The 19,484-nt window shown below is 70.2% G+C and carries 20 protein-coding genes; 5 read left to right on the forward strand and 15 right to left on the reverse strand.

Going from position 1 to position 19,484, the window contains the following annotated elements; translation table 11 throughout:
• Positions 1-119 precede the first annotated feature (119 nt).
• On the forward strand, positions 120-839 hold the full coding sequence (locus CG723_RS24315; protein WP_100595591.1) for a phosphatase PAP2 family protein: 720 nt from the start codon (positions 120-122) through the stop codon (positions 837-839).
• 467 nt (positions 840-1,306) lie between these two features.
• Here the strand turns inward: CG723_RS24315 and CG723_RS24320 are convergent, their stop codons facing one another.
• Together CG723_RS24320 and CG723_RS47005 are read right to left on the reverse strand one after the other, a co-directional pair.
• Positions 1,307-2,875 (reverse strand): FAD-binding oxidoreductase, encoded by a 1,569-nt coding sequence (locus tag CG723_RS24320; RefSeq protein WP_100595592.1) that lies wholly within the window; start codon positions 2,873-2,875, stop codon positions 1,307-1,309.
• A 72-nt stretch (positions 2,876-2,947) separates the two neighbouring features.
• Positions 2,948-3,109 (reverse strand): hypothetical protein, encoded by a 162-nt coding sequence (locus tag CG723_RS47005; protein WP_199841879.1) that lies wholly within the window; start codon positions 3,107-3,109, stop codon positions 2,948-2,950.
• Positions 3,110-3,209: 100 nt separating this feature from the next.
• On the opposite strand from CG723_RS47005, the gene CG723_RS24325 reads away from it, so the two are divergent.
• Together CG723_RS24325 and CG723_RS24330 are read left to right on the forward strand one after the other, a co-directional pair.
• Positions 3,210-4,088: a hypothetical protein gene (locus CG723_RS24325; protein WP_100595593.1), complete on the forward strand. Its 879-nt coding sequence runs from the start codon at positions 3,210-3,212 to the stop codon at positions 4,086-4,088.
• Positions 4,089-4,185: 97 nt separating this feature from the next.
• Entirely contained in the window at positions 4,186-4,377 is a 192-nt protein-coding gene (locus CG723_RS24330) for a hypothetical protein (protein WP_100595594.1), read from the forward strand.
• A 93-nt stretch (positions 4,378-4,470) separates the two neighbouring features.
• On the opposite strand, the gene CG723_RS24335 is transcribed toward CG723_RS24330, so the two are convergent.
• Positions 4,471-4,821, reverse strand: coding sequence for a metal-sensitive transcriptional regulator (locus CG723_RS24335; RefSeq protein ID WP_100595595.1), 351 nt, complete (start codon positions 4,819-4,821; stop codon positions 4,471-4,473).
• Between the two features lie 188 nt (positions 4,822-5,009).
• Here CG723_RS24335 and CG723_RS24340 point away from each other — a divergent pair, with 188 nt between their 5' ends.
• On the forward strand, positions 5,010-5,630 hold the full coding sequence (locus tag CG723_RS24340) for a DUF47 domain-containing protein (RefSeq protein ID WP_100595596.1): 621 nt from the start codon (positions 5,010-5,012) through the stop codon (positions 5,628-5,630).
• Positions 5,631-5,639: 9 nt separating this feature from the next.
• Positions 5,640-6,638: an inorganic phosphate transporter gene (locus CG723_RS24345; RefSeq protein ID WP_100595597.1), complete on the forward strand. Its 999-nt coding sequence runs from the start codon at positions 5,640-5,642 to the stop codon at positions 6,636-6,638.
• 106 nt (positions 6,639-6,744) lie between these two features.
• Here CG723_RS24345 and pstB read toward each other — a convergent pair whose 3' ends face one another.
• From pstB to mshD, 12 genes are all read right to left on the reverse strand, one after another.
• Positions 6,745-7,521, reverse strand: coding sequence for a phosphate ABC transporter ATP-binding protein PstB (pstB, locus tag CG723_RS24350; RefSeq protein ID WP_100595598.1), 777 nt, complete (start codon positions 7,519-7,521; stop codon positions 6,745-6,747).
• A gap of 25 nt (positions 7,522-7,546) precedes the next feature.
• Complete coding sequence (gene pstA / locus CG723_RS24355; protein ID WP_100595599.1) at positions 7,547-8,617, reverse strand: phosphate ABC transporter permease PstA; 1,071 nt, start codon at positions 8,615-8,617, stop codon at positions 7,547-7,549.
• Positions 8,614-9,615, reverse strand: coding sequence for a phosphate ABC transporter permease subunit PstC (pstC, locus tag CG723_RS24360; RefSeq protein WP_100595600.1), 1,002 nt, complete (start codon positions 9,613-9,615; stop codon positions 8,614-8,616). Before pstC ends, pstA begins: the two co-directional genes overlap by 4 nt.
• 99 nt (positions 9,616-9,714) lie before the next feature.
• Complete coding sequence (pstS, locus tag CG723_RS24365) at positions 9,715-10,845, reverse strand: phosphate ABC transporter substrate-binding protein PstS (RefSeq protein ID WP_100595601.1); 1,131 nt, start codon at positions 10,843-10,845, stop codon at positions 9,715-9,717.
• A 238-nt stretch (positions 10,846-11,083) separates the two neighbouring features.
• Positions 11,084-11,542, reverse strand: coding sequence for an NUDIX hydrolase (locus tag CG723_RS24370; protein ID WP_100595602.1), 459 nt, complete (start codon positions 11,540-11,542; stop codon positions 11,084-11,086).
• On the reverse strand, positions 11,539-12,600 hold the full coding sequence (locus CG723_RS24375; RefSeq protein ID WP_100595603.1) for a CHAD domain-containing protein: 1,062 nt from the start codon (positions 12,598-12,600) through the stop codon (positions 11,539-11,541). Before CG723_RS24375 ends, CG723_RS24370 begins: the two co-directional genes overlap by 4 nt.
• Positions 12,581-14,953: an RNA degradosome polyphosphate kinase gene (locus CG723_RS24380; RefSeq protein WP_199841880.1), complete on the reverse strand. Its 2,373-nt coding sequence runs from the start codon at positions 14,951-14,953 to the stop codon at positions 12,581-12,583. Before CG723_RS24380 ends, CG723_RS24375 begins: the two co-directional genes overlap by 20 nt.
• Positions 14,954-15,065: 112 nt before the next feature.
• Positions 15,066-16,013, reverse strand: a complete 948-nt coding sequence (locus CG723_RS24385; protein ID WP_100595604.1) for an ABC transporter permease — start codon at positions 16,011-16,013, stop codon at positions 15,066-15,068.
• Positions 16,010-17,023: a hypothetical protein gene (locus CG723_RS24390; RefSeq protein WP_100595605.1), complete on the reverse strand. Its 1,014-nt coding sequence runs from the start codon at positions 17,021-17,023 to the stop codon at positions 16,010-16,012. The genes CG723_RS24385 and CG723_RS24390 overlap by 4 nt, the downstream gene beginning before the upstream one ends.
• Complete coding sequence (locus tag CG723_RS24395; RefSeq protein WP_100595606.1) at positions 17,020-17,940, reverse strand: ABC transporter ATP-binding protein; 921 nt, start codon at positions 17,938-17,940, stop codon at positions 17,020-17,022. Before CG723_RS24395 ends, CG723_RS24390 begins: the two co-directional genes overlap by 4 nt.
• On the reverse strand, positions 17,937-18,326 hold the full coding sequence (locus CG723_RS24400; protein WP_100595774.1) for a GntR family transcriptional regulator: 390 nt from the start codon (positions 18,324-18,326) through the stop codon (positions 17,937-17,939). Before CG723_RS24400 ends, CG723_RS24395 begins: the two co-directional genes overlap by 4 nt.
• Positions 18,327-18,461: 135 nt before the next feature.
• Entirely contained in the window at positions 18,462-19,394 is a 933-nt protein-coding gene (gene mshD / locus CG723_RS24405; protein WP_100595607.1) for a mycothiol synthase, read from the reverse strand.
• Positions 19,395-19,484: the final 90 nt, after the last annotated feature.

Consider the following 19,484-nt stretch of genomic DNA (forward strand, 5'->3'; position numbering starts at 1 on the left):
TCCTTTTCCTGAGCCGATCGCGGATCGACGAAGACCGCGGATCTATGACCACGGGGGTGGACGAGCGGCGCACGACTGTGTGCGCCCACTGAGCAGCAAGACGAAGGGGCCGCGGCGAGATGGCTGGACTGGCTGGACTCTCGGCACTCGGGGCCTCCGGGTCCAACCCCGACGTCGGTCTGCTCTACGACATCAACGGCCTGGCGAAGGACGCCCCCGGCTGGGTCGACAGCGCCATGGCGTTCGTCGGTGAGTACGGTCTGCTGCTCGCGCTCGTGCTGCTCACCCTGTGGTGCTGGTGGGGCGTGCGGAAGCGGGACTCGCTCGACGACGCCGCCTCGTCCGTCGCCTCCGTCGTATGGGCCCCGCTCGCGGCCGGAATCGCCGTGCTGGTGAACGTGCCGATCCGCAGTTTCGTGGAACGGCCCAGGCCCTTCACCGACCACGAGGGCCTCGACGTCCTCGTCGACGGCAAGTCGGACTTCTCCTTCGTCAGTGACCACGCGACGCTCGCCATGGCCATCGGCGCCGGCCTCTTCGTCGCCCACCGCAAGTTCGGGCTCATCGGTCTTGGGCTCGCGGTGCTCGAAGGGTTCTGCCGGGTCTTCATGGGCGTGCACTACCCGACCGACGTCGTCGGCGGCTTCGCCCTCGGCACGGCGGTGGCACTGCTCCTGTCGCCGCTCGCGTCCGCGCTGCTCACCCCGCTGGCGCGCTCCGTGGGGCGGACGACGCGGCTGCGGTGGCTGGTGTGGTCGCCTAGCCCTGCCTCGTCGGCTCGGGAGACGGTGGAGATTCCTGAGCCGCGGGAGTCTGAAGAGCGGGATCTGGCCGCTTAGCCTCTTCTGCCGCACGTCGGCACAGGAGGACGGTGCCGCCGGCCGCGCCGGCCAGTGCCACGGCGCCGGACGTGACCGCGAGGGGGCCCGAAGCGGGGTGGTCCGAGTCGTCGTCGGTGACGGCGGCGGTCGTGACGCCCAGGGCGAACGCGGCGGCGGCGATCGCGAAGACGGCGGCTATGCGGGGTATTCGGACTATTCGGGGCATGTTCATGGTCCCAGCGGAACGCTGCGCTGCGCTTTGGGCCAGTCGAGGGCGTGTTGGCTGAGCCGTATGTGTGGGCTTACCGCTGGAACGGGCGTGCGTTTGCGCAGTTCCCCGCGCCCCTTGAGGGTCTTTCGGCTGCGGGTCCGGTGGGGGCTTGTCGTGCCCACGCGGCGGAGCCGCAGAATGTCACAGCCCCGCGCCCCTCAGAGGCGCGGATCAGGGGCGCGCTCAGATCAGGACGCGCTCACATCGGGCGCGCTCAGAGTGCTTGCGGGAACGTGAAGAACCGGTTCGGGTCGTACTGCTTCTTGACCGTCGCCAGGCGTGTGGCCGCGTCGCCGTAGTACGCCTTGCGCCAGTTCGTCAGTGTCGGGTCCGTGTAGTTCTGGTACGCCGCCCCCGACGCGTACGGGCGCATCGCCGCGTGGGTGGAATCGAGCCAGCCGCGGGCCGTGGAGCCGGACGTTCCGGCCCGCCAGGACACGATGTACTGCGCGAGCATCCGGGAGCGCCGGTGCACGAACGCGGTGGCGGTCGGGTCGACGCGGTTGATCGCCCCGCCGAGCGCGGTCAGCGCGATGCTGCCGGCGCCCGAGGTGACGTTCTCCATCTTGGCGAACAGGGCGCGGATGCCGGCCGAGGAGATGGAGCGGTCGAAGAAGTCGGAGTGGGCCGCGTACGTCTCGCGCCCCAGCGCCCCCTGCGTGCTGCGCCCCGGGGTCGTGCCCGGCAGATGGCACATCGTGTCCTCGGCGAACGCCGAGCAGCCCGCGTACACCTCCATCGACTCCTCGTAGGAGCGCCGCTTGAGCGAGACGTTCGACGCGGGGCCGGGGCCGCCGGGGCCGTCGGCGAGGCGGTCGACGGCGTTCTGGAGCTCGCGGTACGTGCCGAGGGAGAACGCGGCGACCGAGATGGTCGGCCGGCCGCCCACCGCGTTGGCTATGTGGCAGGACGACCAGATCTCGTCGGGCTGTGAGGGGCCCCACTCCTGCCAGGCCTTCAGGACGGCCGTGGCCTTCGACCAGGGCCAGGTCATGTACGCGGAGACGGCCTGCGGGGCGGGGTGCGTGCGGAAGCGGAGCTCGGTGACCACGCCGAAGTTGCCGTTGCCCGCGCCGCGCAGGGCCCAGAACAGGTCCTTGTTCTCGCTCTTGTTCGCGACGACCTGCTTGCCGTCCGCCGTGATCAGCGTGGCCTGGGTGAGGCTGTCACAGGTCAGGCCGTAGGCGCGGGAGACGACGCCGTGGCCGCCGCCGAGGGCGAGGCCGGAGACGCCGACGGTGGGGCAGGAGCCGGCCGGGATGGTGACGCCCTTCGCGGCGAGCGCGCGGTACACGTCGATGAGCTTGGCGCCCGCGCCCACCACGGCCTCGCTCCCGGAGGCCCTGATCGCGGAGAGCTTGGACACGTCGAGGATCAGGCGGCCGTCGCCGGACGACCAGCCCGCGTACGAGTGGCCGCCGTTGCGGATCGAGACGGGGACGTGGTGCGCCCGCGCGTAGGCGAGCGTGGTGCGGATGTCGTCGGGGTGGGCGACGTAGGCGACGGCGGTCGGCTTCAGGCTGTCGAAGCGGGTGTTGTAGAGCTGGCGCGCGGCCGCCCACTTGGCCTGGCCGGGGGTGACGAGGGTACCGTCGAGGTCCTTGGCGAGTGCCTTGAGGTTCGCCGCGGCGGAGGCGCTCGCGCTGGTGGCGCGGATGGGCGCGCTGGTCGTCGCGCTGGGCGTGGTCCGCCCGCCGGCCCCCGCCGCGCCGGTGCTGCATGCCGTGGCCGCGCCTGCCGTGACGGTGGCCGCGCCGACTGCGATGAACGTACGCCGATCCATGGACGCCTCCCGTTGTTTCCCGGGGTACGAGACGTCTTTGGGGAGCGCGGGGTTCCACGCCGGGCGGTCGGGTCAGGGGCGGGCCGTGTGCTCCTCGGCGTCGCTTCTCGCCTTCGAGCGGGCTCTGCGGGAGGGGCCGCGCCAGCCGCAGGTGCAGCGGGCCAGGCAGAAACGGCCTTGTTCGGCCGTGGTCGTCTGGTGAGTTTCGGGGAGTTCGGACTGCTCTTGTGCCACACCTCAACGGTACGCGTGACGGGTGCAGGCAACTGTCGTTATCCGGTCGACAGAGGGGCCGCGGACGCTCGGACTGACAGAGCTTGGGGGCAGACAGGCGATGGTGCAGCACGGACGCGCAGCACGGGCGGTCGCAGCGGCCGCGGCGGTCGGAGTGATGGGCCTCACCACCGGCTGTTCGGCCGCCGCCGAGGCGGACAACGAGAGCCCGGCCGACTCCGCCGCCGCCGTCCACGACGCGGCCGACCGCCTGGTCAGGGAGGGTAGTTCCAAGGCCCGTACGTCCATGGAGATGGCGAGCGGCGGCACCCGCGTCACCATCAGGGGCGAGGGCGTCTACGACTACCGGGCGCGCGTCGGGCAATTGAAGGTGGTGCTTCCGCAGGATCCTTCCGGCGCCGAGGAGCACCGCCCCATCACCGAGCTCCTCGCGCCCGGCGCGCTGTACATGAAGAACCGGGGCGCGGGGGTGCCCGCCGACAAGTGGGTGCGGGTCGAGACGGCGTCCATGGCGGACGGGAACCTGGTCACGGGCGGGGCCACGGATCCGCTGGCCGCCGCCGAACTGCTGCGGGGCGCGCGCAAGGTGACGTATGTGGGGGAGAGCGAGCTCGCCGGGACGGTCGTGCGGCACTACCGGGGGACCGTCGACATGGCGGCCGCCGCCCACGCCGCCTCCCCGGCCAGCCGGCAGTCCCTGACGGCCGCGGCGAAAGGGTTCGCCAAGGACCAGGTGCCGTTCGACGTGTACCTCGACGACGAGGGCCGGATCAGGAAAGTGCGGCACCGGTTCAGCTTCGTGAATACGACGAAGGTGACGACTGCGGTGAAGGGGAACGGGAAGGGGAAGGGGCAGGGCGGCAAGAGGGACGTCGTCGATGTGGCGTCCACCACTCTGCTCTACGGCTTCGGGGTTACGGCGAATATCGAACTTCCCGACACAAAGGACATCTTCGCCGGGAAGATCGCCGAGAATTAGCCGTCCGGAAATGGTCCGTCCGTGCCATGCGCAGTGCGTAGGCCGCTCCCTACTCTAGGAAGTCGGTTACGGCTACGGCTTACGGCTGGAAGAGGTGATGAACGTGGCTCCGGTGGGCGGCACGGCGGTTCATGACCACGTCGCCCTCGCCGAGATCGAGCTGTGCGGTGAATTGATCATCGCGGCTTCGGCCGCGGATGAGGACCGGCTCAGTGCGGACCGTATCGACGAGGTGCTGAGGGTCGCCGAGGAACGGTGGCCCCGGGGCGAGGGGTTCCGGGAGTCCTGAACCCGTGAGGGGCGCGGCCGGTCGTCCGGCGCGCCCCGGCTCCGGGTCGCGTATGTCACAGGGGCAGGGCGCGCGGTGCGCGTCCCGGGCGTCTCAGGTGCGCAGCATCCTGGCGATCGCCTTCGTCGCCTCCTCGACCTTCGCGTCGATCTCCTCACCGCCCTTGACCGCCGCGTCGGCGACGCAGTGGCGCAGGTGCTCCTCGAGGAGCTGGAGCGCGAAGGACTGGAGAGCCTTCGTGGAAGCGGAGACCTGCGTGAGTATGTCGATGCAGTAGACGTCCTCGTCGACCATGCGCTGCAGGCCCCGGATCTGGCCCTCGATGCGGCGCAGGCGCTTGAGGTGCTCGGCCTTCTGGTGGTGGTACCCGTGGATTCCACGGTCGTGGTCCGTCACTGTCCCGCCGTCGTGGTCGGTCACGATCTCGGTCGCTTCCGTGGTCATCGCGTCCTCCCGTTGTATACCCCTAGTGGGTATATGGTACCGAATTTCGAGGGGGTCCGACGGGTTCGCGGGACCCCGTGCTCATCACAGTGCCCGATGGGCGACACTGGGGTATTGCCGGTTAGCCGTGGCCGGATGATGCGCCTAGCATCAGCCTGACCGAATCCAAAGCACCCCGAGGACCCCACGTGCGCTTTCGTCTGACCCCCAGGGAGACGAGCTTCTACGACATGTTTGCCGCATCCGCGGACAACATCGTCACGGGCTCGAAACTCCTGATGGAACTGCTCGGGGCGGATTCCTCCGCCCGGGCCGAGATCGCGGAGCGGATGCGGGCAGCGGAACACGCCGGTGACGACGCCACCCACGCGATTTTCCACCAGCTGAACTCCTCGTTCATCACGCCCTTCGACCGAGAGGACATCTACAAGCTCGCGTCGTCCCTCGACGACATCATGGACTTCATGGAGGAGGCCGTCGACCTCGTCGTCCTCTACCAGGTCGAAGAGCTTCCCAAGGGTGTGGAGCAGCAGATCGAGGTTCTGGCGCGCGCGGCCGTGCTGACCGCCGAGGCCATGCCGAACCTGCGGACCATGGACAACCTCACCGAGTACTGGATCGAGGTCAACCGGCTCGAGAACCAGGCCGACCAGATCCACCGCAAGCTGCTCGCGCAACTCTTCAATGGCAAGTACGACGCCATGGAGGTCCTGAAGCTCAAGCAGATCGTGGATGTGCTCGAAGAGGCGGCGGATGCCTTCGAGCACGTGGCGAACACGGTGGAGACCATCGCCGTCAAGGAGTCCTGAGGCCTTCTCATGGACACCTTCGCACTGATCGTGACGATCGGCGTCGCGCTCGGATTCACGTATACGAACGGCTTTCACGACTCGGCGAACGCCATCGCCACGTCGGTCTCCACGCGTGCGCTGACGCCTCGGGCGGCGCTCGCGATGGCCGCGGTGATGAACCTCGCCGGTGCCTTCATGGGAAGCGGCGTCGCCAAGACGGTGAGTGAGGGGATCATCGCCACTCCCGAGGGCGGCAAGGGGATGGGCATCCTCTTCGCCGCGCTCGTCGGCGCGATCATCTGGAACCTGGTCACCTGGTACTTCGGCCTGCCGTCCTCGTCGTCGCACGCGCTGTTCGGCGGCATGGTCGGCGCGGCGCTCGCCGGCGGGACGGCCGTCTACTGGTCCGGCGTGCTCGACAAGATCGTCATCCCGATGCTCACCTCGCCGGTGATCGGTCTGATCGTCGGCTATCTCGTCATGTGCGCGATCCTGTGGCTGTTCCGGCGGTCCAACCCGCACAAGGCCAAGCGCGGCTTCCGTATCGCGCAGACCGTGTCGGCGGCCGGCATGGCGCTCGGCCACGGTCTCCAGGACGCGCAGAAGACGATGGGCATCGTGGTGATGGCCCTCGTCATCTCCGGGCACGAGACCTACAGCGACCCGATCCCGGTCTGGGTCAAGCTCGTCTGCGCGCTGATGCTGTCCCTCGGTACGTACGCGGGTGGCTGGCGCATCATGCGGACCCTCGGGCGCAAGATCATCGAGCTGGACCCGCCGCAGGGATTCGCGGCGGAGACGACCGGTGCGTCGATCATGTTCGGTTCGGCGTTTTTGTTCCACGCGCCGATCTCGACGACGCACGTCATCACCTCGGCGATCATGGGCGTCGGCGCCACCAAGCGCGTGAAGGCGGTCCGCTGGGGCGTCGCCAAGAACATCGTCCTGGGCTGGTTCATCACGATGCCGGCCGCGGCGCTGGTCGCGGCGGGGAGCTTCTGGATCGTGAATCTGGCCTTCGGCTAGTACGCAGTCTTCGTACGAAAAGAGGGCCCGCCCCCCGGGAGCCAGGGGGCGGGCCCTTTGCCTTGCGGTGGCACCGCCATGCAGCACCGCAAGGAGCTGGTGGTGTCTAGCCGAAGCGGCCCGAGATGTAGTCCTCGGTGGCCTGGACCGACGGGTTGGAGAAGATCCGCTCGGTCTCGTCGATCTCGACGAGCTTGCCGGGCTGGCCGACCGCGGACAGGTTGAAGAACGCCGTGCGGTCCGAGACGCGGGCCGCCTGCTGCATGTTGTGCGTCACGATGACGATCGTGAAGCGCTCCTTGAGCTCGCCGATCAGGTCCTCGATGGCGAGGGTCGAGATCGGGTCGAGGGCCGAGCAGGGCTCGTCCATGAGGAGCACCTGGGGCTCGACCGCGATGGCGCGGGCGATGCACAGACGCTGCTGCTGGCCGCCGGAGAGGCCGGAGCCGGGCTTGTTCAGGCGGTCCTTGACCTCGTTCCAGAGGTTGGCGCCCTTGAGGGACTTCTCGACGACGTCGCCGAGCTCGCTCTTCTTGTACGAGCCGTTCAGGCGCAGGCCCGCCGCCACGTTGTCGAAGATCGACATGGTGGGGAACGGGTTCGGGCGCTGGAACACCATGCCGACCGTGCGGCGCACGGCGACCGGGTCGACGTGGGTGCCGTAGAGGTCTTCGTCGTCCAGGAGCACCTTGCCCTCGACGCGGCCACCGGGGGTGACCTCGTGCATGCGGTTCAGGGTGCGCAGGAAGGTGGACTTGCCGCAGCCGGACGGGCCGATGAAGGCCGTCACGGAGCGGGGCTCCACGGTCATCGAGATGTCCTCGATCGCCTTGTGGGAGCCGTAGTACGCGGTGAGGCCGCTGACGTCGATTCGCTTGGCCATAACTAATTCACTTCCAGATGCCGCGTCAGCGGCCGGTCTTGGGGGCCTTCCAGCGGGCGATGCCGCGGGCCACCAGATTGAGGATCATGATGAAGGCGATGAGGACGAGAGCCGCCGCCCATGCACGGTCGTACGCCGCCGGGCTGCCGCCGCTGTTCTGGTACTGCTGGTAGATGTACAGCGGCAGCGAGGACTGGGGTCCCTGGAACGGGTCCGTGTTGATGAGCGGGTTGCCCCAGACCAGCAGCAGTACGGGCGCGGTCTCGCCGGCGATACGGGCGATGGCCAGCATCACACCGGTCGTGATGCCGCCGATCGACGTCGGCAGGACGACCTTGAGGATCGTGCGCCACTTCGGTACGCCGAGCGCGAGGGAGGCCTCGCGCAGCTCGTTCGGGACGAGCTTGAGCATTTCCTCGGTGGAGCGGACGACGACCGGGATCATCAGGATGGACAGCGCCATCGATCCGGCGAAGCCGGAGTAGCTGAAGCCGAGGATCAGGATCCAGAAGCTGAGGATGAACAGGCCCGCGACGATCGACGGGATGCCCGTCATGACGTCGACGAAGAAGGTGACCGCCTTGGCGAGCTTGCCCCGGCCGTACTCGACCAGGTAGATCGCGGTGAGCAGGCCGATCGGCATGGAGATCAGGGTGGCGAGGCCGACCTGCTCCAGGGTGCCGATGATGGCGTGGTAGATGCCGCCGCCCGGCTCGTAGTCGGTGACGACGCCCATCGAGTGCGTCAGGAAGAAGACGTCCAGGACCTTCACGCCGCGCGAGACGGTCTCCCAGATCAGGGAGACCAGCGGGATCACGGCGAGGATGAAGGCGACCCAGACGACGCTGGTCGCGACGCGGTCCTTGGCCTGGCGCTTGCCCTCGACGGCGGTGGCGATGCCGTACGTGCCGAGCACGAACAGGACCGCGGCGATCAGACCCCACTGGATCTGGCTGTCGAGTCCGGCGCCCAGGCCGATCGCGCAGCCGACCGCGACGGCGCCGACGGCGATGGCGTACGGGGCCCAGCGCGGCAGGCGCGCGGCGCTGAGGGAGTTGGTGCCGGGGGCCGGCGGGGTGACGGTTGCGTTGCTCATGCGTTGGCCCCCGAGTACTCCTTGCGGCGGGCGATGATCGCGCGGGCCGCACCGTTCACGACCAGCGTGATGACGAACAGGACCAGACCGGAGGCGATGAGCGCGTCACGGCCCTGCTCGGTGGCCTCGCTGAACTTCGCGGCGATGTTCTGCGCGAAGGTGCCGCCGCCCGGGTCGAGCAGGCTGGCGTTGATCTCGAAGCTGGGGGAGAGGACCGTGGCGACGGCCATGGTCTCGCCGAGCGCGCGGCCGAGGCCGAGCATCGAGGCGGAGATGACGCCGGAGCGGCCGAAGGGGATCACCGACATGCGGATGACTTCCCAGCGGGTGGCGCCGAGCGCGAGTGCGGCCTCCTGGTGCATCAGGGGCGCCTGCCGGAAGACTTCACGGCTGACGTTCGTGATGATCGGGAGGATCATGATCGCGAGCAGGATGCCGACGGCGAGGAGGGTGCGCGGGGCGCCGCCCTGCCACTCGAGGATGCCGGTCCAGCCGAAGTAGTCGTTGAGCCAGCTGTAGAAGCCGGTGAGGTGCGGCACCAGGAAGAGGGCGCCCCACAGGCCGTACACGATGGACGGTACGGCGGCGAGCAGGTCGACGACGTACGCGATCACGCCGCCGATCTTCTTCGGCGCGTAGTGCGTGATGAACAGCGCGATGCCGACAGCGATCGGGACGGCGATCGCCATGGCGATGACCGAGGACACGACCGTGCCGAAGGCGAGGACCGCGATGCCGAAGACCGGCGGGGTGGCGTTGGCGTTCCACTCGAAGGTCGTGAGGAAGTTGCCGTCGTTCTTGGACAGCACCAACGAGGCGCGGTAGGTGAGGAAGGCCGCGATGGCGGCCATGATCACCAGAAGCAGGATGCCGGAGCCGCGCGAGAGACCGAGGAAGATCCGGTCACCGGGGCGGGTGGCGCCGCGGGCCGCGCGCTTTTGCAGCGTGGGCGGGTCGGCGGGGGTGGGTGGAGCAGTCGTCTTCGTGGATATATCCATGGGGTTCTCCGGTCTGCGGAGCCGCGGTCGGGCGGCTCCAGGCGGCGATGCACCGGACGGTGCGGCCCGCCCCCGATCGGGGACGGGCCGCACACTGGGTCAGCTCAGGCTCGCGACGGTCTCGCGGACCTTGGCGTTGATCTCGGCGGGGATGGGCGCGTAGCCGAGGGCCGCCAGGGAGTCCTGGCCGTCCTGGCTCGCGATGTAGGTGAGGAAGGACTTGGTGGCCTTGAAGGTGTCGGCCTTGTTGCCCTTGTCGCAGACGATCTCGTAGGTGACGAGGGTGATCGGGTAGGCGCCGTCGGCCTTCGTCGCGTAGTTCAGCTCGAGGGCGAGGTCCTTGCCGGTGCCCACGGTCTTGGCCTCGGAGATCGCCTTGGTGGCGTTCTCGACGGTGGCCTTGACCGGCGCGGAGGCGCCCGTGTCGAGGTCGACCGTCTTGATGCCGTCCTTGGCGTAGGAGAGCTCGAAGTAGGAGATCGCGCCGGCGGTCTGCTTGACCTGCTGGGCGAGGCCGGAGGAGCCCTGCGCCGACTGGCCGCCCTTGGCCTGCCAGGCCTTGCCGCCCGAGTACTTCCAGTCCGCCGGGGAGGCGGCCTTGAGGTACTTGGTGAAGTTGTCCGTGGTGCCGGACTCGTCCGAGCGGTGGAACGCCTGGATCTTGGTCTTGGGCAGCTTCGCCTTGGGGTTCAGCTTGGCGATGGCCGCGTCGTCCCAGGTGCTGATCTTGCCGTCGAAGATCTGGGCGAGGGTCTTGGCGTCCAGGACCAGGTTGTCGACACCCGGGACGTTGTAACCGACCGCGATCGGGCCGCCGACCATCGGGAGGTCGATGCCCTGGCCGCCGGAGCAGACCTTCTTGGAGGCGGTGACCTCTTCGGGCTTCAGCGCGGAGTCCGAGCCGGCGAAGGCGACCTGGCCCTGGGTGAACGCCGTGACACCGGCGCCCGAACCCTCGGGCTTGTAGTTGATCTGAACGTCCTTGCACTCGGCGGTGTACGCCTTGACCCAGGCCTGGATGGCGTTGGCCTGCGCGGAGGAACCGTTCGCGAGGAGCTGGCCCTTGGCGTCGTCGCACTTGATGCTGCCGGCCTTGGCCGTCGGGCCGCTGCTCGAACCGCCGTTGGCACTCGTGTCGTCCGAGCCGCACGCCGTGAGGGCCAGGGCGCCGGAGACGGCGATGGCGCCGAGGGAGAGGGCGCGGAGCCGGTTCTTGCGCTGAAGCTTCACTTTCGGATGTTCCTTCCAGGAGCCGCCGGTCGGAGATCCGGGACGGCGTGCGAAGTCTGTTCGTTCCAGGTAGGCGGTGCGGTGTTCGCCCTTGTGGGCGACTCGCACCGTGTAAGGCCGAAATTAGGCAGGACAGGTGAAGCGACCGATGGGCATGAGTGAACGGCGGGTGAACCTCGGCGGTCGGTGCGGTGAGGTAATGTGTGACGTTTTGTGATGGCGCGGATACTTATTGCGACTATGCCAGGTGGAGGGCGTCGAGCAGCGCGTCGACGAGCGTCTTGTCGCGGGGCTGGGACAGACGGTGACGGGCGGCGGCCGGGGCGAGCCAGGTGACGCGGTCGACCTCGCGGTTCGGCGTGAACCCGCCGTCCGTCGCCTCGGCGGCCCAGTAGTCGACCCGCTTGGGCCGGCCCTTCGCGATGTAGCGGGTGGTGGGGAGGCGGGCGCCGGGAGCGCACTGGAAGCCGGTCTCCTCCGCCACCTCGCGCAGCGCGGCCGCGAGGGCCTCCTCGCCGCGCTTCAGCTTGCCCTTGGGGTGCGACCAGTCGTCGTACTTGGGCCGGTGCACGAGGCAGATTTCGATGGGGGCATCCCCTGCTCTATCGAAGTGGAGAGCTTGGGGAACGTCGTCGTGGGAGGAGCGGCGCCACAGCACGCAGCCGGCCGCGTGGATCGTGTCGTCGCCGCTGCTCATGTGGTGTGGACCGTCTCCTTCAGCCAGGCCCGCTGGAACGCGAAACGGGCCGCTTCCACCTCGTGGCGCTGGTCGGCGTGCAGGACGCCGAGCGCGTAGGCCGTCGCCGGGGCGATGCGCGGGGTGCGGGCCGCGTGGGCCGCGGCGGCCGCGGCCTCGGCGGCGTCCCGGTGCCGGTCGAGCGCGGCGGCCGCCTCGGTCTCCGCGTCGGTCGGCCCGCCGCCGGGTCCGCACGGCACGACCTCCTGGGCATAGCGGTGCAGCCGCAGCAGGAGGCGTACGTGGTGCCAGGGCGCGTCCTGGGACGGGGGCGCCGTGTCGGCGGTGAGGCCCTGGACGAGTGCCTCCGCGTTGTAGGGGTGGCCCGCCCGGTGGAGGGGGAGCGCGGCGACGGCCTCGGCGAGGCGGGACTCCGCGGTGGCGGCCAGCGCGTCGAGGTCGGCCGGGGCGGCGCGCAGCGGGACCTCGCTGGCGAGTACGGCGACGTTGTCCGCGACCGCGTGGAAGCGGGACGAGCCGAGTGCTTGCAGTGCCGTCGAGTGGGCTCGGGTCCGGGCCAGGGTCAGCTGGCGCTCCAGGAGGGCCCCCGCCTTCGCCGCGCCCACGGTCAGATTCCCCGAGGCCGTGTTCTCGTTGCGCGGCAGCTGGGCCGTGCTCACCCGCCCGGCGAGAGCCGCGGGGGCCTGGGCCGGGACCGCGTGCGCGCCGGAGAGCCGGTGCAGCGCGGAGAGCAGGCGCTCCAGGCGGCCCGCGTACGCGTGTTCCTGCGCCAGCGTGCCCGACAGCCACGCCAGTTCGGGGCGCAGTGCGTCGGACCACTCGGGATCGAGGAGGGGACGGAACGTGTGGAGCGTGCCGCTGATGCGACGGGCCGAGCGGCGCAGGGCGCGCGCCGCGTCGGCCGCCTCCTCGGCGGTTCCCCCGGGTGCGGCGCCGCCGCTCTCGCGGTGCTGCCGCAGGGAGCGCAGGAACTCCGTGGCCTGCTCGCGCAGATGGGCCGCGACGACCTCGCCCGCGGAACCCTCGGCTCCCGTTGTCTCAAGGTGTTGCTGTGCCACGCCGGCGCCTCCGGGCGTCTATGAGCATCTCCTGTACGTTCCGCAGGGGCCGGCCCTCCGCGTCCTTGGCGTGCCGGACCCAGTTCCCGTCCGGTCCCAGATGCCAGGAGGCGGTGGTGTCGGACATCCCCGTCTCCAGGAGCCGGTTCAGGGCGCCGCGGTGAGCCGGGTCGGAGACCCGGACCAGGGCCTCGATGCGGCGGTCGAGGTTGCGGTGCATCATGTCCGCGCTGCCGAACCAGACCTCGGGCTCGCCGCCGTTGCCGAAGGCGAAGACCCGGGAGTGCTCCAGGAAGCGGCCGAGCACGGACCGTACGCGGATGTTCTCCGACAGGCCCGCGACGCCCGGCCGCACGGCGCAGATGCCGCGGACCCACACGTCGACGGGTACGCCGGCCTGCGCCGCCCGGTACATCGCGTCGATGACGGCCTCGTCGACCATCGAGTTGACCTTGAAGCGGACGTAGGCGGGGCGGCCGGCGCGGTGGTGCTGGACCTCGTTGTTGATCCTCGAAATGAGGCCGTCGCGAAGGGACTTGGGGGCGACGAGGAGACGGCGGTACGTCTCGCGGCGCGAGTAGCCCGACAGCCGGTTGAAGAGGTCGGAGAGGTCGGCGCCCACCTGCGAGTCGGCGGTGAGCAGGCCCAGGTCCTCGTAGAGGCGGGCCGTCTTCGGGTGGTAGTTGCCCGTGCCGACGTGGCAGTAGCGCCGCAGCGTGTCGCCCTCCTGGCGCACGACGAGCGACAGCTTGCAGTGCGTCTTCAGGCCGACGAGGCCGTATACGACATGGCAGCCGGCCTCCTCCAGCTTGCGCGCCCACTTGATGTTGGCCTGCTCGTCGAAGCGGGCCTTGATCTCGACGAGGACGAGGACCTGCTTGCCGGACTCCGCGGCGTCTATCAGCGCGTCGACGATCGGCGAGTCGCCCGAGGTCCGGTACAGCGTCTGCTTGATCGCGAGGACGTCCGGGTCCGAGGCGGCCTGCTCCAGGAACGCCTGCACGGACGTGGAGAACGAGTCGTACGGGTGGTGGAGCAGCACGTCCCGCTCGCGCAGGGCGGCGAAGATGTCGGGCGCGGACGCGGACTCGACCTCGGCCAGGTCGCGGTGGGTGCCCGCGATGAACTTGGGGTACTTCAGCTCGGGCCGGTCGAGGCTCGAGATGCCGAAGAGGCCCGTGAGGTCCAGGGGGCCCGGCAGCGGGTACACCTCGGACTCGCTGATCTTCAGCTCGCGCACGAGGAGGTCGAGGACGTAGCGGTCGATGGTCTCCTCGACCTCGAGCCGCACCGGCGGGCCGAAGCGGCGCCGCATGAGCTCCTTCTCCAGCGCCTTGAGGAGGTTCTCGGTGTCGTCCTCCTCGACCTCCAGGTCCTCGTTCCGGGTCAGCCGGAACATGTGGTGCTCCAGGACCTCCATGCCGGGGAACAGTTCGCCCAGGTGCTTGGGCGCCGAGATGACGTCCTCGATGGGGACGTAGCGCTGCGGCGAGGCCTCCAGGAAGCGGGAGAGCAGCGGCGGCACCTTGACGCGCGCGAAGTGGCGGTGCCCGGAGACCGGATTGCGCACCACGACGGCGAGGTTCAGGGACAGGCCGGAGATGTAGGGGAACGGGTGCGCGGGGTCCACCGCCAGCGGCGTGAGCACCGGGAAGATCTGCTGCTTGAACAGCGTGAAGAGCCGGGACTGCTCCTTGTCGGTGAGCTCCTCCCAGCGCACCAGGTGGATGCCCTCGTCGGCGAGCGCGGGGGCGACGTCCTCCTGGAAACAGGCGGCGTGCCGGGCCATGAGCTCGCGCGAGCGGTTCCAGATCAGCTCGAGAACCTCACGGGGCTGGAGCCCTGAGGCCGAACGGGTGGCGACGCCCGTCGCGATACGGCGCTTGAGTCCGGCCACGCGGACCATGAAGAACTCGTCCAGGTTCGACGCGAAGATCGCCAGGAAGTTCGCCCGCTCCAGGAGCGGGGTGTCCGGGTCCTCGGCCAGTTCGAGCACGCGCTCGTTGAAGGCGAGCCAGCTGCGCTCCCGGTCCAGGAAGCGGCCCTGGGGCAGCTCGGCGCTGTAGTCCTCGAACTCGTCGGGGTCGGCGTCGATGTCGGACGTGAGCTCGGGGAGATCGGGTTTGAAGTCACCGCCTGCGACGGTGTGCGGGCGGTGCGCGGCTATCGAGCCGACGGACGGCTGCGCCTGCCGGTCGGAGGCCTGGTCCTGGGCGTTCTGCTGGCTCATGGACCCATTCTTCCGCGCCTGGACCACGATGGGCGCGTCGGAGAGCGCGGGCGTGAGGCGGAGTCTCCCGTTCGGGGAGCGCTCCGCCGGTGCCCCGGTGGGGTCGGGCGCGGCGGGCTGCATTCTGTGAGGGTGGCAAGCCCGTCTGAATGGTTGGTTACGGCGACATGACGTGCGGGGCATGGCGGGGCGTCCCGGGGACGTCCACAGACGCCCCGGCAGGCCCCGAGGCCGCCTACGGCCGCAGATTCCTGCGCAGGAGGGCGAAGACCGCCGTCACCGTGAGTGCCGTCAGGCCGAGAAGGATGCCCGTTTCGACGAGCTGGAGCGGCCAGAAGTGGGAGGACGGCTGGAACTCGCGGTAGAAGCCGGTGACATTGTGCTGGGCGAGGCAGTTCGTGCTGTCGCGGCACAGGGGATCGGCGATGTGGGCGCCGCTCGCGGTGACCGCGCCCTCGTCGAGGAAGAGGCCGGTGAAGCCGCGGTAGCCCTCGCGGACATTCCCGGTGACGGTGGCGGAGGGCCACAGGCGGCCCCGGATCTCGCCGAGCGCGGTGATCACGATGCCGGTGAGGGCGAGCGAGACACACATCGACGTGATCACGCGCCGGGAGATGAACGCCACCAGGGCACCGAGTGCCAGGCCGAGCAGCGGGAGCGCGACGGCGGTCGGGCCGAGGACGCCGTAGATGCCGTTCGTGAACCACTGGTTCTCGGGGAGGCCGCTCGCCCCCGACGCCACCAGGCGGCGCAGCGCCACGAGGATGCCGGTGCCGACGACGAGGAACGCGGCCGGGACGGTGAGCTTCGTCGCCAGCCAGCGGGCCGGGGAGACGGACTGCGTCCACGCGAGGGCGGCCGTGCCGCGCTCCAGCTCGCGGCCGAAGAGCAGCCCGCCCGCGAAGGCGGCCGCGATCGCGGGCACGAACGTGATCAGGCTCGTGGTGAGCATGAGCACGTACTCGTACGTGCCCGCTCCAGGGCCCGTGACGGTGCAGGTGTTCGTGACGCCCGCGACGCACCTGCCGGCGATGTGCAGCCCGGAAAAGCCCGGCCCCCACAGCCACAGCAGCATCGCGGCGGTGATCGCGACGTAGGCGACCCACAGCCACAGGGCGAGCCGGTGCACCTTCAGCACGGTCCAGGTCAGCCCGGTCGAGGGGGAGAAGGTGGCGGTGCTCATGCTGCGGTCTCCTTCTTCGGCTGGTGCGTGCGCGCCTGGTACCTGCGCAGGACGAGGAACGCGCCGACGACGGCGAGCGCGGTCAGGGCGATCAGGATGCCCGTCTCCGCGAGCTGGCGGGGCCAGTAGTCGGGCGAGTGGAGGTAGGTGCGGGTGAAGCCGGTGATGTCGTGGCGGTCGAGGCACTTCTGGCTCAGGTAGCAGCCGGGGTCGGAGACCTTGGCGCCCGAGGACGTGATCGCCTTGCTGTAGACGGGCAGTTCGGGCTGAAGGCGCGAGAACGGCGAGTGCTGGAACGGCCAGTTGTTGCCGCGCAGCGCGCCGGCCAGGAGCTGCACGACACCCGCGACCACCAGGGCCGGCAGCGTACGGCGCAGGACGAGGGCGGCGAGCACGCCGACCGCGAGGCCGAACAGGGCGGTCGCGACGGTGGCGGGGCCGATGGAGAAGTAGAACGAGCGGGGGCCGATGCCCGCGACCAGCAGGTGGTTGTGCGCGTTCCACACGAGCCGGTACAGGACGACGATCAGACCCGTGCCGACGCCGACGAACACCGCGGGGACGGCCAGCTTCGCGGCCAGCCAGCGGGCGGGCGACACGGACTGGGTCCACGCCAACTGGGCGGTCCCCAGCTCCAGTTCGCGCGCGATGAGCGGTCCCGCGGCGAACACGGCGATCGCGCACGAGGCGATGCCTATCAGCGAGGACGGCTCGTAGAAGAACGAGTCGAACGAGCCGCCGATGAGGATGACCGGGGCCGACCCCTGGTACGCGTTGTCCTGCGCCCCGGAGTAGCCGAACACGTCGAACGCCTTCTGCGCCGCGCTCGCGCCAGGTCCCCACAGCCACAGCAGCAGGCCCGCGGTGATGACGACATACGCCGTCCACACCCACAGCGCGGTGCGGTGCAGGCGCAGCACGGTCCAGACGAGGCCGTCGGGGCCGGGGAGGGTGCGGCGCGCGGCGGGGCGGCCGGTGGTGTTGCCCGCGTTGTCGATGAGTGTCGTCATGCCGTCACCGCCACGGCGGACGCGGCCGTGCCCGGGGTGATCAGCGCCGGGGCGCCGGGGTTGCGCAGATGGGCGAGGATCAGCTCCTCCATGGACGGCTCCTGCGCCTCCCACGCGCTGTCGAGCGGTCCGTCGCGGCGGATCAGGGCGGTCAGTCCGCGGCCGGCGGCGCGGGACTCGACCACGGTGTGCGGAGCGAGGTCGGCGACCGAGCCGCGCCCGGTGACCAGGCTGTGCGCGGCCGTCAGGTCGTCGATGCCGCCGCCGAGCCGGATGCGGCCGGCGCCCAGGAGCAGCAAGTGGTCGCAGGCGTCGGCCAGTTCGGCGACGATGTGCGACGACATCAGGATGGTGGTGCCGTGTTCGGCGGCGTCCGCCATCAGCGTGCCCATCAGCTCGTGGCGGGCCAGCGGGTCGAGGTCCGCCATCGGCTCGTCGAGGAGCATCAGCTGGGGGCGCTTGCCGAGCGCGAGGGCGAGCGCGACGCGGGTGCGCTGTCCGCCGGAGAGTGAGCGGACCCGGGCCGCGGGGTCGAGGTCGCCCTGCTCGATGATCCTGTCGGCGTACGCGGCGTCCCAGTGGCCCGGGTTCAGTTCGGCGCCCATGCGCAGGGTGTCCGCGATGGAGAGCTGCGGGTACAGCGGCTTGTCCTGCGAGAGGTAGGCGACGCGGTCGCGGTGCACGCCGGGGGCGGCGCCGAGGACGGTGAGGTGGCCCGAGCTGGGGCGCAGGAGCCCCGCGGCGATGGCGAGGAGGGTGGACTTTCCCGCCCCGTTGGGCCCGACCAGGGCGCTGATCCGCCCGGCGGGCAGCCGGAAGGAGCACAGGTCGAGCGCGGCGTGGCCGTGACGGCCGTAGCGCTTGCCGAGCCCTGTCGCCTCGATGGCGACGGCCGGGGTGGTGCTGGTGGAACTCACTGTTCCCCCTTCGGGAAGTTTTCGTCCAGTACGGCGCCGAACAGGGCGGCCGCGTCCTCGCGGTCGAGGCCCGCGGCGCGGGCGCGGCGGGCCCAGTCCGCGAGTTCGGCCCGCAGCGGGGAATCGGCCGGGGACGCCGCGCCGAGCGTCCTGCGGACGAACGTGCCGAGACCGCGGCGGGCCTCGACCAGGCCCTCGCGCTCCAGTTCGCGGTACGCCTTGAGCACGGTGTTCGGGTTGATCGCGGTGGCTTCGACGACCTCGCGGGCCGTGGGCAGCTTGTCGCCGGGCGCCAGCAGGCCGAGGCGCAGGGCCTGCTGGGTCTGCTGGACGATCTGCAGATAGGTGGCGACGCCGCTGCGCCGGTCGATCCGGTACTCGACCACGTTCTTCAACACCACCCTTTCACTAATCAAGTAGTGAAAGGGTGGTGCAAGGGAGGGGCAGTGTCAAGTGACGACTGCCCCTCGGGTGCTGCTCGCCCGTGTTCTGTTGTTCTGTGACCGTTGTGCTGCGACCGGCTACGACTCCGTGCGGTACATCAGGTCCGTCTCGTGCGTGACGAAGCCGAGGCGCTCGTAGACCGTGACCGCCGGCTTGTTGTCGGCGTCCACGTAGAGCATCGCCGTCGGCATGCCCGACGCCGCCAGATGCCGCAGGCCCACCGCCGTGAGCGCCTTGCCGAGGCCGCCGCCCTGGTTGCCGGGTGCGACCCCGACGACGTACACCTCGCCGAGCTGCTCCTCCGCGTGGACCTTGGTCCAGTGGAAGCCGATGACCTCGCCGTCGCCCTCCCGTACGGCGAGGAAGAAGCCGGCCGGGTCGAACCACGGCTCGGCCTTGCGGTCGTCCAGGTCGCGCTGGGTCAGCGAGCCCTGCTCGGGGTGGTGGGCGAACGCCGCCGCGTTCACCGCGAGCCAGGCCGCGTCGTCCTCGCCGGGCACGAAGGTCCGGATGGCGACGCCCTCGGGCAGCACCGGCTCGGCGAGCGGGGGCCCCTCGGCCAATGGGCGCCGCATCTGGCGCAGTTCACGGAACAGGGTCAGGCCGAGGACCTGCGAGAGGTGCCGGGCCGCCGAGTGGCCGCCGTGCGCCCAGACCCGCAGCCGCTTGCCGGACGCGCCGAGCAGCGCCGAGCCGAGCGCCCGCCCGTGCCCGTGCCCACGGTGCGCGGGGTGCACGACGAGTTCGGCGGCCGGCGCCTCGATCGGGTCGGTGTCCTCCAGCTGGCCGTACCCGATCAGCTGGCGGTCGACCTTCAGCAGGAAGTGGCGCACGCCCTCCCTGGGGCCGCCGCGCAGTTGCAGCCTGCCCTGCTCCGACACCGCCTGCTGCCCGTCGGCACGGGCGGCGTCGACGAGGATCTCCAGGACGGCTTCCGCCTGGTCGGGAGTGAGGGCGGTGAGCGTCTCGATCTGGCGGTCGGGGGCGGTGGGCACGGCATCGCTGGTCATGCACAAGAGGGTACGGCGACGGGCCCGTGCCGGGCTTGCGGCGGGTGATGGCAACCAGCCCGTAACCGGCAAACACCTGTTGTGCTACGC

The sequence above is a fragment of the Streptomyces sp. CB01635 genome (assembly GCF_002803065.1).
Classification (GTDB): Bacteria; Actinomycetota; Actinomycetes; order Streptomycetales; family Streptomycetaceae; genus Streptomyces.

Bases quoted from the DNA above. Each gene is read 5' to 3' on its own strand.
- CG723_RS24330 (WP_100595594.1), top strand. From the start codon at position 4,186: ATGAACGTGGCTCCGGTGGGCGGCACGGCGGTTCATGACCACGTCGCC.
- CG723_RS24315 (WP_100595591.1), top strand. From the start codon at position 120: ATGGCTGGACTGGCTGGACTCTCGGCACTCGGGGCCTCCGGGTCCAAC.
- CG723_RS24320 (WP_100595592.1), bottom strand. From the start codon at position 2,875: ATGGATCGGCGTACGTTCATCGCAGTCGGCGCGGCCACCGTCACGGCA.
- pstA (WP_100595599.1), bottom strand. From the start codon at position 8,617: ATGAGCAACGCAACCGTCACCCCGCCGGCCCCCGGCACCAACTCCCTC.
- pstC (WP_100595600.1), bottom strand. From the start codon at position 9,615: ATGGATATATCCACGAAGACGACTGCTCCACCCACCCCCGCCGACCCG.
- CG723_RS24345 (WP_100595597.1), top strand. From the start codon at position 5,640: ATGGACACCTTCGCACTGATCGTGACGATCGGCGTCGCGCTCGGATTC.
- CG723_RS24325 (WP_100595593.1), top strand. From the start codon at position 3,210: ATGGTGCAGCACGGACGCGCAGCACGGGCGGTCGCAGCGGCCGCGGCG.
- mshD (WP_100595607.1), bottom strand. From the start codon at position 19,394: ATGACCAGCGATGCCGTGCCCACCGCCCCCGACCGCCAGATCGAGACG.
- CG723_RS24380 (WP_199841880.1), bottom strand. From the start codon at position 14,953: ATGCAGCCCGCCGCGCCCGACCCCACCGGGGCACCGGCGGAGCGCTCC.
- pstB (WP_100595598.1), bottom strand. From the start codon at position 7,521: ATGGCCAAGCGAATCGACGTCAGCGGCCTCACCGCGTACTACGGCTCC.
- CG723_RS24370 (WP_100595602.1), bottom strand. From the start codon at position 11,542: ATGAGCAGCGGCGACGACACGATCCACGCGGCCGGCTGCGTGCTGTGG.
- CG723_RS24335 (WP_100595595.1), bottom strand. From the start codon at position 4,821: ATGACCACGGAAGCGACCGAGATCGTGACCGACCACGACGGCGGGACA.
- CG723_RS24390 (WP_100595605.1), bottom strand. From the start codon at position 17,023: ATGACGACACTCATCGACAACGCGGGCAACACCACCGGCCGCCCCGCC.
- CG723_RS24385 (WP_100595604.1), bottom strand. From the start codon at position 16,013: ATGAGCACCGCCACCTTCTCCCCCTCGACCGGGCTGACCTGGACCGTG.